The organism is Carboxylicivirga sp., from assembly GCF_982718395.1.
The window spans coordinates 1-12450 of the sequence record NZ_CEXQWX010000033.1; the positions used below are offsets into that span (position 1 = coordinate 1).

7 protein-coding genes and 1 pseudogene are annotated in these 12450 nt (G+C 37.8%); all 8 read left to right on the top strand.

Features of this window, described 5'->3' with window-relative positions; genetic code table 11:
* A pseudogene (locus AC4MRQ_RS08380) lies at positions 1-682 on the top strand (hypothetical protein); the annotation flags it as partial.
* Positions 669-1790, top strand: coding sequence for an SDR family NAD(P)-dependent oxidoreductase (locus AC4MRQ_RS08385; protein ID WP_491197214.1), 1122 nt, complete (start codon positions 669-671; stop codon positions 1788-1790). The pseudogene AC4MRQ_RS08380 and the gene AC4MRQ_RS08385, both read left to right, overlap by 14 nt.
* 90 nt (positions 1791-1880) lie before the next feature.
* The gene (locus tag AC4MRQ_RS08390) at positions 1881-3149 is read left to right on the top strand and encodes a zinc-binding dehydrogenase (RefSeq protein WP_491197215.1); all 1269 of its coding nucleotides are present in this window, start codon (positions 1881-1883) and stop codon (positions 3147-3149) included.
* A gap of 195 nt (positions 3150-3344) precedes the next feature.
* Positions 3345-4010: a transaldolase family protein gene (locus AC4MRQ_RS08395; protein ID WP_491197216.1), complete on the top strand. Its 666-nt coding sequence runs from the start codon at positions 3345-3347 to the stop codon at positions 4008-4010.
* Positions 4011-4363: 353 nt separating this feature from the next.
* Positions 4364-5203: a T9SS type A sorting domain-containing protein gene (locus tag AC4MRQ_RS08400; protein WP_491197217.1), complete on the top strand. Its 840-nt coding sequence runs from the start codon at positions 4364-4366 to the stop codon at positions 5201-5203.
* Between the two features lie 69 nt (positions 5204-5272).
* On the top strand, positions 5273-7555 hold the full coding sequence (locus AC4MRQ_RS08405) for a sulfatase/phosphatase domain-containing protein (RefSeq protein WP_491197218.1): 2283 nt from the start codon (positions 5273-5275) through the stop codon (positions 7553-7555).
* A gap of 366 nt (positions 7556-7921) precedes the next feature.
* Positions 7922-9301 (top strand): hypothetical protein, encoded by a 1380-nt coding sequence (locus AC4MRQ_RS08410; RefSeq protein WP_491197219.1) that lies wholly within the window; start codon positions 7922-7924, stop codon positions 9299-9301.
* A 13-nt stretch (positions 9302-9314) separates the two neighbouring features.
* Complete coding sequence (locus AC4MRQ_RS08415) at positions 9315-12440, top strand: SusC/RagA family TonB-linked outer membrane protein (RefSeq protein ID WP_491197220.1); 3126 nt, start codon at positions 9315-9317, stop codon at positions 12438-12440.
* The last annotated feature ends 10 nt before the right edge of the window (positions 12441-12450 follow it).

Sequence of the window (12450 nt, forward strand, 5' to 3'; positions counted from 1 at the left end):
CAGCTGCCTTAACTTAAATCGCGTAAGCCGTCCGCGTTTGTTAGGATTTTATCTGATTTTATTTGGAGATAAATGCTTTGAAAGTAATTTACATTCATCGGCTGGAATGGAAAATGAGATTCGAAGTGCGCTATTAAAGGCGGGTAAGCCAGCTTATGTTGAAGAAAGTTCGGAAGCATTTGCTGAGAGTAGTGTGATCAAAGAGATAATACTAAGGGCCGGAGGTGTTCCAACCTACCCGTTTTTGGCAGATGCAGTAAAAGGTTATACCGATTTCGAAAGAGAGTTGCACAAGGTGGCTGCTGATCTAAAACGTCGGAATATCTATTCGGTGGAATTGATACCTACCCGTAATACGCACCAAACCTTAAAAGAATACTCAACATACCTGAGAGATAAAGGTTTTGTTGTTACGTTTGGTACCGAGCATAACAGTCCGGGTAAACAACCCATTGAAGTGAAGGCTAAAGGAGGCGTTAAACTGGATGATGAGTTGATGCAAATCAATTATGAAGGCGCCTGCATTTTAGCTGCTCACCAATATTTGTTTGCAAAAAATGGTAAGGGTATTTTAGATGAAAAGGGCGTTTTTGAAGCTGAGCGACGTAAAGAATTCTATGAGCTTGGTAACGCTGTAATAAAACATGTAACTTGTAAAACAGAACTTCATGGAGTTGATTGATATATTAGCAATAACCCGAATGTGCTTATCGGAGCAAGGTCTGGTGACATGTAAGGGGATGGCAAATGAAAGCGGTAAGGCTGTAGATTCAATTGAGGCGCTTAAACAGATTGATAATGCTATCGATGCAAACAATTGCATTCAAATAGATGCATTCGAAAATGAAGAGCAGTTGATAGCTGAGCTGAAACAACAAATTAGTCAGGTAAATGAGGCTATAAAGGCTGTTGTAGTTAAGAATAAAGGAGCTATTCTGGTTGATGCCTTCAGTAAGGAAAGTAATGAAGTGGTTGGTAATCGCATCGTTATTGTAACGGGTGGAGCGCAGGGCTTCGGAGGCGGTGTTGCTGAAGAACTTTTTGATAAAGGGGCACACATTGTTGTGGCCGATTTAAATGAGACTGTTGGGCAAGAGATGGTGACCAAGCTGAATAGCAAGGGCAGAAATAATAAAGCCATTTTTGTGAATACCAATGTGGGTGATTCCGGTTCGGTGCGTAACTTGATTGACCAGACAGTGCTTCAACTGGGTGGTGTGGATGCCATCATTAGCAATGCCGGAATTTTGCGTGCCGGAGGACTGGACGAGATGGATCCGGATACCTTTGATTTAATGACCAAAGTGAACTACACAGGCTATTTCTATTGTGCCAAGCATGCATCTCGTGTTATGAAACTGCATTCGATGGCTGCACCTGATCATTATATGGATATTATTCAAGTGAATTCAAAGTCAGGACTGAAAGGAAGTAACCGCAATTTTGCCTATGCAGGAGGTAAGTTTGGTGGTATTGGACTGACCCAGTCATTTGCCTTAGAGCTGATGCCACACAACATTAAGGTAAACTCTATTTGTCCGGGTAATTTCTTTGACGGACCACTATGGAGCGATCCGGAGAACGGTTTGTTTGTTCAGTACTTGAAAGCAGGTAAGGTGCCAGGTGCCAAGTCTATCGCTGATGTGCAGGCGCATTACGAGAAGCAGGTTCCGGCTGGCAGAGGTTGTCGGGTTAAAGATGTAACCAAAGCCATTGTTTACGTGATTGATCAGGAATACGAAACGGGACAGGCAGTGCCGGTTACAGGCGGGCAGGAAATGTTAAGGTAAATGATATATGATATTTGATGTTTGAATGATGATGTTTGATTTGAATTAAAGGGCTATAGTCTTGATTCTTGTATCTTGATACTTAAAAAAATGAAAACAAAAGCAGTAAGATTATACGGTAAAAAAGACCTTCGCATAGAAGAGTTTGAATTACCTCCGATTACAGAAGATGAGGTATTGGCTAAAGTAGTGACCGATAGTTTATGTATGTCGAGTTACAAGGCTGCCAATCAGGCAACGGACCATAAGCGTGTGCCAGATGATATAGCTGAAAATCCGATCATCATTGGTCATGAGTTCGCCGGAGAAATTGTTGAGGTTGGTGCCAACTGGACTGATAAATTCAAGGCGGGACAGAAGTTTTCTATTCAGCCAGCCATTTATTACGAAGATGGCCCGGTAGGTGTGTTAAGTGCGCCAGGCTATTCTTATCAGCACATTGGTGGCGATGCTACCTATGTAATCATTCCTAAAGATGTAATGGTACAAGATTGTTTATTGGCCTATGACGGACCCGGTTTTTATCCGGCTTCTTTAGCTGAGCCTTTAAGTTGTGTAATTGGTGCGATGCATGCCAATTACCACACCAAAGCGGGTAGTTATGTGCACGATATGGAAATTGTGGATGGTGGTAAAATGGTCATCTTAGCCGGTGTTGGGCCAATGGGTTTGGCGGCCATCAATTATGCCCTTCGTCGCGAAGACCGCAAGCCATCGCTTTTGGTGGTAACCGATATTGATCAGGAGCGATTGGACAGAGCAGCCAGTTTGTATACAGTTGAATTTGCCAAATCGCGAGGCATTGACTTACGCTATGTTAATACCTCTGCCATGGATGATGCTGTTGCTGGCCTTCGTGAAATAACAGGGGGAGATGGGTACAACGATGTTTTTGTATTTGCACCGGTACCTCAGGTAATTGAGCAGGGTGATGCCATTCTTGGTTTCGATGGCTGCCTGAATTTCTTCGCTGGACCGTCTAATACCGATTTCTCGGCTAAAATGAATTTCTACAACGTACACTATGCTTACACGCACATTGTGGGTACATCGGGTGGAAATACATACGATATGAAAGAAGCTTTGGAGATTATGACCAGAGGGCTTGATCCGGCAGGATTGGTGACACATATCGGAGGGTTAAATGTGGTGCCAGAGGCAACGCTTGACTTGCCGAATATTCCAGGAGGCAAAAAACTAATCTACCCACATGTGGAAATGCCACTGACAGCTATTGCCGATTTTAAAGCAATGGGCGAGACCAATGGGGTATATGCAAAACTGGGCGAATTGTGTGAAAAGCATAATGGCTTGTGGAATGTTGAGGCAGAAGAATATTTGTTAGCTAACTTTGTCTGATAGTTTGAGCGTGAAAACGCTGGTATTAAATATCAATTATAACATATTGGTTGCTTAGGTTTTGAATGGTATTGATAATGAGAGGCTGGTTTTTTAAAGTTTATTTGTGTTTTATAAACTTTAATGGTTTAAAATCAGGCTTATGTCTTTTGTCTAGAATCTAACGATCTATTGTAACAGATAAATACAAAGAATATGATTTATTTAGCCGATACAGCTAATGTTGAGGAGTTGAGGAAGTTGTTTTATTACTTTCCTTTGGAAGGGGTGACTACCAATCCAACGATTATCGCACAGGCCAATAAGCCTATGTCGGTAATTATACCGGAGTTGATAGAGATTGTGCAGGATAAAATGCTGCACGTGCAGATGATCAGCAATCAGGCCGAAGGTATGTTGCGCGAAGCAAAAGCTTACAAGGCAAAATATGGCTTGGGTGATAATTATTTTGCAAAGATACCGGTAACTGAGCAAGGTTATAAGGCCATGCCCATGATTAAGGATGCCGGTATTAATGTAACGGCGACAGCTATTTTTACGCAGCAGCAAGCACTGGTGGCTGCCAGAGCCGGTGCTGATTGGGTAGCACCCTATGTCAATCGTTTGGACAATATTTCATCGCATGGTATTGAGGTGGTTGGTAATATTGTTGAAAATATTGAGCGATTCGGATTGAATACAAAAGTGTTGGCTGCCAGCTTTAAAACGGTTGACCAGGTTCACCGGGTGAGCATGATGGGCAGTCAGGCAGCTACCATTAACTTCGAGATACTGGAACGCTTGCGCAGTCACCCAATGACGGACATGAGCGTAGAATGGTTCGAAAAAGATGCCAAAGGCTTATACGATATTGATTTTTGACTGTAGGTATGCAGTAGAATAGTTCTTCAAACAAAAAGCACTTTTGATTAACGAATCAAAGGTGCTTTTTTTGTTATATGGATAATAAAAGAAGGTTTTCTGACGAATAATATCCTTAATAAGCTTATTACTCTTAGCTAATAATAATGATTTATGTATGTATAGAATTTTATTTTTACTGATTGCTTAAGTGATTGTTATATAGGATTTAATATTGTTTTTTGTGCGCATTGTATAGGAGATATTGACTTGAGCAATTATAGACTGAAAGTGTTGGATAGGTCTTATAGTTGAGGAAATTACATATCGAGTGTAGATTTGTTTACGAATGTTAATTTTTAAATCGATATGTTATGAAAAAACTATTACTCTCTATGTTATTTGTTGTTGGCGTATTAATGTTAAATGCACAAAATACACACACGCTTAATTTTGAAGGTGAAACTATTGGTACTGCCTACCCTGACTGGGTGATAAATGGCACATTAGATGTGGATGGTGAACGAGCTGATAGTATAGCGTACTATGAAGCAGATCCATTAGATGCTAGTAATACTGTTCTTAAAAGTGTTATTAATGAATACGATAAAGCATATGCTGGTCCTCTAACAGAAGTTTTAGATAATATTCTGATTACCGCAACCAATAATGTTATAACAGCCAGATATTATAGATCGGGTGGTAATGGGAGAATAAGGTGCCGTGTTGAGGATAATGCTGATGAAGCAACTTCTGGAAAAGTTGTTAATGGAAAATTGAATGATGATAGTAATGCAACAGTTAATGGTAGTTGGCAGGATGTTACATTTACTTTTGGTTCTTTAGCGCAGACTTCTACTGTTTGGAGAAGATTGCTATTTCAAATTAATTTTGGGGTAGGTGATATGCCAGCTGGTGCAGATCCTATTACTTTTTATATTGATGATATTGTTGTTCCTGTTGATCCAGCAACAGGAATTGGATCAGAGCCAATAGAAAATTTAAAAGTATATTGTTCTGATGGTAGAATTCGATTAGTTGGAGATGCCAGTGTAAATGAAGTAAGCGTCTTTGACTTAACAGGTAAAAAGGTTAAAGTTCAAAAGGGTAGTAATATACAACAGGTTGAAGTCGATGGTTTTACAAATGGAGTGTATGTGATACATGTAAAAGCTGGAATTAAAGAATCTGTTTATAAAGTTTTTAAACAATAGTGTTTAGATTTTGAAATAGTAGGGGATAGAGTTGCTCTTTATCCCCTTTTTTAGCCAATTAATTTGGATATGAAATACTTAGGAGAACAGCTTGTTTTTGTTTTATTTTTTGTGCTAAATAGCTTCAATGCAACATCACAGAAGCCAAATGTATTGCTAATTATGGCTGATGATCATGCCAATCGCACAATAAGTGCATATGGTGATGGTATAAATAGCACGCCTAATATTGATAGAATTGCCAATGAAGGCGCTATTTTCAATAATAGTTTTTGTGCCAATTCAATTTGTCAACCTAGTCGGGCTGCAATCCTAACAGGAAAGCACAGCCATAAAAACGGTGTATTTGGGAATGGTTCAACTTATGATAATACCCAACAGCAGTTACCTCGTATATTGCAAAACAACGGTTATACGACCGCTATTATAGGTAAGTGGCACCTAAAAGGTGAAGATCCCGGAGGTGCATTTACTTATTGGAATATATTAACTGAAGGTGGTGGTCAGGGATATTATTACAATCCTACTTTTAAGTCACACGCAGGTACTACAGAACAAGTTGAGGGCTATTCAACAGACGTTATAACCGATCAGTCACTAGAATGGTTAGATGATAATAAAAATTCACCATTTTGTTTAATGGTTCATTATAAGGCACCTCATGTAACACGTATGCCTATGATTCGGAATCTTGAACTTTATGAAGGGGAAACTATTCCAGAACCGGAAACGCTTTATGATGACTATAGCACTCGGGAAATATATGCTTCTTCAGCTGTTAACAGGCTAAGGTCTGATATTGAGACAACAGCATATAATTATTTCCCCAGGTATGGTACGTATGATGTTGCAGATTATAAATTGTTGAATCGTATGACTGATGAGCAAAGGCAAGCATATCATAATTACTACGACACTGTTAATGAGGAATATGAAAATTTGGTGGCGAGCGGTGAAGTTGTACCGGGAGAGAAAAGTGGAAAGGCTTATGCCTATCAGCGTTTTATAAAAGACTATTTGAAAGTTGTTGCAGGTGTTGATCAGAATGTAAAAAGGTTATTGGATTACCTTGATACAAATAACTTAACTGAAAACACTATAGTGATTTATTGTGGTGATCAAAGTTATTTTACCGGACAGCACGGTTATTACGAGAAACGGTTTATATATGAAGATGGTATGAAAATGCCTTTGCTAATGCGTTACCCTAATCACATTGAACCTTCAACTAATGTTGAAGAGATGGTACAGAATATTGATTATGCACCAACTATACTTGACTATTTAAGTATTGATATTCCTGATGACATGCAAGGCGAGTCGTTTAAGTCTGTTTTGGAAGGTAATGTGCCAGAAGATTGGCGCAATGCCGTGTATTATCACTACTATGATCATGGAAAGCATGGAGTACCACGTCATGAAGGTGTTAGAACACACCGATATAAATTAATAAACTTTTATACAGATGACGCATGGGAATTGTATGATCTTGAAAATGATCCTCACGAGGTTAATAATGTTTATTCAGATGGACAATATGAAAACACAGTTAAGGAGTTAAAGCTTAAATTGGCACACCTGAAGAATAAGTATGAATTGCCGGGTGCAGATAAAGTTGTGGAGGATTTTGAAGGTGGAGATTATAAGAATAATCAGGCAAAACAAAATTGGCAGTTAACAAGTAGTAATGGTTCAAGTTATCGTGTTGTAAACAACCCGGCAGATAATGCGGTAAATTCTTCTACTAAGGTTGGAAAGATTGTGCGTAATGGAGCAACGAGCTCTACTAAACTGTTTGTTAATCTGGAAAATGAATTCTGGGATTTGATGATTAGTCGATCTTTAAGTGTAAAAGTTCGATCTGATTATAATACAGATATCAAAGTGAGTTTCTCCAAAGATGGTAGTGGTTCATATTCTAAATCTTTTAATGTTGATAGTGGGGCTGAATGGGTAAAAGTGGATATTGATTTTTCTGATATGCCATATGATAAGCTTCAGAATACATTTAATCAACTTGAATTAGAGTTTTCATTATCAAACCCTGATAGTGATGGAATTGTGTGGTTTGATGACTTGTGCTTTGAAGATAATCTTGCAACAGATATTTTAGGGTTTAAAAACGAACAAGTGTATTTATTTCCAAATCCAACAAAGGATACCTTGAATATTAAGGGAATTGATAATGTTCAAAGAGTTGAGATTTACTCAATAAATGGGGCTTTAGTTTCTGTGGTAAAAGGTGGAGATATAAGAAAAATAGATTTAATGAATTTATCTGACGGAATGTACTTGGTGAGGTTGCAGGTGGCTGGTGGAGATTCTTTAATTGAAAAAATACAGAAGATATAGTTTTAATATTTTCTTTTATAGCCTTAATAAGGATGCCGGGATTTGGCATCCTTTTTTTATTTCTTTGACTTGATATTATAATAGTAAAGTAACTAAACAAGGATTAATGTGTGGATTGTTTTGAGTAATATGTGTTAAAAATATTTATATACAAATATCATGATAATAGTGTGTTATGAATCATATTTAAAAAATGTATGGGTGATATATTAGTATTTAATTTTTGAATTATTAGGATTGAAAGTTCTACTGTAGTCATTTTTTTAGCTTCTTGTAGAGGCGAGAATAAATTTGCTAAAAAAACTTAAAAAGACTTTAAGTCTGTTTTAGTGAATGAATTCAGTAACTAATTGTAAACTCAGCTTTATGAAGAAAGACAAAAAAAGGTATTTGTGGAGTAAATTAATGATTCCTCTTGCCTTAATATTTATTACAGCCTGTACAACTTTTCTCGACGATGAAAAGTATTCAGGTGTTCCACACTCATTACGTTATATGCCTATCGATGCATATCATATAGGCGATGATTATGTTTCTATACAACCAACAGTAATGGGTGGTGAAAATGCAACTTTCGAAATTGTATCGATAACAGGACCTTCTGCGGAAGATGTTCTTAATACATCGTTTTCAATTAATAATGAAAATGGCATTATCAATATTAAAGAGTTCTGCAGAATTCTGCCAGGTAGTTACTCATTAAATGTTAAAGTGAGTAATAGCTTTGGATCTGAGGTCTTTGAAAATGCGTTTAGCTTTGACGCAATACAGGTTGCACCAAGCAAATTGAGTTATACTCCTTCGTTATATTCATTTTATGGGAGCTCCTTGGGAGATTTAACGTCAGCTGCAAATGTTAATGGAGGTGGGCCATATACCTTCTCAATGCAGGATCCATTTAATTATTTTACTATTGACGAAAACTCAGGCCAGATTTCAAAGATTGCTGAAGTAGAAGTTGGAGAGGATTCAAAGATCATCAAAACTTATGATGTCAGTGTTAGTAATCAACTTGGTGACTATACTGCTCCTAAGGCCGTAACAATCGAAATTATTGGGGCTAATGTTGGGAAATTAGCCTATAACGCAGAGTTAAAAGAACCCAATGCTGTTGATATTGGATTAATTAATAGTTCAGCTTTCACTTATGCTGGTATTTATACTGATATTGTAAATGAAGAAGAATATTCTACGATATTAACTGAAAGTGTAAATGGTCCAATTTATAAAGGTAACAGGTACACGAATAGTTGGCATGTTGCACCATGGAACGTCGAAATGGATGAGAGTGGATCAGGAGATCTTATAAATACCTTGTTTCTCAGTTTTAAAACTTCGACAAATACTACCGAATGTGTCTCAATGGCTGTAAGTGATTCTATTGACCTTGAAGGTGCCAGTAGTGCATATTCTGAGATAGTTGCATACAAACGCTATGTAGACAACGATTTTAATCAGCGGTTTGCATTATTGGTTTGTGAAGATGAGTTATACAATGAAGAAGAACCATTCGAAACTCCATGGACAACCTTAAGTTCTAATTTTGCCCCTGGAATGTTACCATATGCTAATCCAATTAAGGAATCTGAGCTAAACAATAATGGAACGCAAGCTTTTGATATTCCTGCTGAATTAGTTGGAAAGAAAATTCGTTTGGCTTTAAAAGCTGTTCACTTGAATCCTGATTTAGGTAATATAGGGCGTGAGGCCTTTGTTTATAAATGGCAGGTAAGAGCGATGTATTAAAAACAATTGGAACATGAAAAAAACTAAAAAATATATTAGCAGAGCATTTTATCTGGCTGTGTTTATCAATCTGTTGTTTTTCACCACAGATATATATGCCCAGGCTCAATTCAGAAAAATAAAAGGTACCGTTGTGGAGGATGCTACCGGCGATCCAATGCCTGGAGTTACCATTCGCATTAAAGGTCGTACAGAGGGAACCATTACTGATTATGAAGGAAAGTTTTCCATAAGAGCCAAGGAAAGTGATGTATTGATTTTCTCTTTTATCGGAATGGTTACGCAAGAAGTTCCTGTTGGACTTAACAAAGATTTGACCATAACAATGGTAGGTGATCTTGAGGAATTAGAAGAAATTGTTGTGACTGGATACGGAACTACCAAAGCAAAAGATGTCACTGGCTCCATCAAATCAATAAAACTTGATGAAATTGCAGATAACTCTTCTACTTCGGTGGATGACATGTTGCAAGGACGTTTGGCCGGTGTTCGCCTGAACAAGGCAGAGGGAGGACCTGGGCAGGCTATGGTTTTTGAAATACGCGGTAGCAACTCTATTACCGGTAGCTCTGATCCACTTTACATTGTAGATGGTTTTCCGGTTGACGATCCAACTTACATTACCACAATTGCACCGGAAGACATTGAACGTATCGATATTTTAAAGGATGCATCAGCCACTGCTATTTATGGTTCACGTGGTTCTAATGGTGTTGTTATTATCAGCACAAAGAGTGGAACTGATGAAAGTATCACTAAAATAAATGCCAATGTGCAAAATGGTGTAAGCGTTGTACCGCAAGAAAGAAGGTTAGATGTATTGTCGACGTATGAGTTTGTTAAGTTACAGGAAGAGTTAGGCAGTACTTCATATGCTGATCCGGAATTATATCGAAACATCGAAGGAACGAATTGGCAGGACGAAATTTTCCAACCAGGTAATTTTAACCGATACAATGTATCAATGCAATCTGGTAATGATTTAACTCGTTTATTCTCATCATTTGGTTACGTAAATGAAGAAGGTACAATGATAAGTACTGGCTTTGAACGTTTCACGGGACGATTGAAAGTTGACCACAAGATTAATAAAAAGTTAGAGGTAGGAATAAATGCATCATATACCAACACGGAATATGAAGGAATGAAAATTTCTACTTCAACTGTAAGTGCCATTAAAAGTGCCATCATGTTTCGTCCTGTTTTGCCAATCAGTGAAGATGAAGAGCAGGATGAGCTAGAAGACTTAAATGCAGGTTATTTTCCACCGGTTTTAACTTTAAATAATACAGATCGTTCTGAACCGCGTGATGTGATACAGGTTAATACTTATCTGAATTATAAGGTGGCTAAAAACCTGAAGTTTAGAACTACCTTTGGGTATACCTACGATAATAAATCTGTTAAAACATTTTACAATGAAGGAACCAATCAGGCTTGGCGAGGTGTTGATGGAATTAATGGTAGCATTAATACATCGTTACGTCGCTCATGGGTGAATGAAAATACATTGACTTATAACCTTCGTAAAGATAAGCACCATCTTAATGTATTGGCTGGTTTAACATTTCAGGATACGCAGATTTTTACCACTTTCATGAAAAGTAACCTTTTCCCATTTGATGATTTTGGATGGAATGATTTTAGTTTAGGTATAAGTCCGCAAGTGTCACAAAGTGGTTTGTCACAAAACCGATTAATGTCGGGATTAGGGCGTGTGAATTATACATTTAACGACAAGTATTTATTAACAGCCTCATTCAGAGCCGATGGTTCTTCGAAATTCCCAACGAATAATAAATTTGGGTATTTCCCATCATTCGCAATTGCCTGGCGTGCCATTGAAGAAGGCTTTATTCAGAATTTAAATGTATTCTCAAACCTTAAACTTAAAGCAGGTTTTGGTACAACGGGTAATAACCGGGTTGGTAATTTTGATTCTGTAATAACATATGGTAGCGGCAATGGTTATTATTTCGGTAATAACTACTACCCGGGCATTTACCAGAAAAAACTGGCGAATACTGATTTGAAGTGGGAAACAACCCAGCAGTACAATGTTGGTATCGAAATGGGATTCTTAAAGAACCGTATCATACTCGAAACAGAAGGTTATTATAAACTGACCGATGATTTATTACTCGATGCTTTGGTGCCACCTTCTGCAGGATTCACAGGTGTAAAAGAGAACAGAGGTTCGATTTCAAACTATGGATTAGAACTGTCTCTTCACACGGTTAATGTTCATACCAAAGATTTTAAATGGACGAGTAACTTTAATATCTCATTTAACCGTAACGAGGTGTTAAAATTAAGTATTGGCGAAGATGAGCGACTTTATAACCCTAACGTTGGCGGTATTTTTTCTGAGGAGAATATTTACGGATTGTTTGTTGGTGAAGCGGTTGGCGTAATGTATGGGTACAAACGAGTGGGAACCTACCAGGTTGATGATTTTGTTCACAATCCTCAAACAGGTGAATATACATTAAGAGATGGCGTTATTGATCTGGAACATACAGCTGGTACACTGGCACCGGGGATGCCGAAATACGCCGATTTAGATGGTAATGGAATTGTTGATGAAAATGATCGTGATATTATTGGTAACCCTAATCCACTTCATCATGGAGGTATTCAAAATACATTTGAATACAAAGGCTTTGACTTAGGTGTTTTAGTGACTTGGTCTTATGGGAATGATATTTTTAATGGTAACAGGGCGGTATTTGGTGTTCCTGGAGCACAAAGAAATCGCAATTACCTGGCAGAAGTAGCTAATCGATGGACACCTGACAATCCTGTTGATGATGGTGTTTGGGCTGCTCCGGTAGGAGAACGTACATATATTCCGGTATACAGTGGTAAAATGATGAGTGATTTCTGGATTGAAGATGGTTCTTATATCCGTATTAAAAACATTGCGTTAGGCTATACTTTACCAAAGAATATAAGCGATAAGATAAACTTTGAACGCATAAGGCTGTCGGCCACTGTTGATAATGTTTTTGTATTTACAAAATATTCAGGTTACGATCCGGAAGTGTCGGTCAAAAATGAAGCTCTCAACCGAGGTATTGATTATTCGGCCTATCCGAAAGGAAGAACCTATACCCTTGGTTTAAATGTCACTTTCTAAATCATTTTTA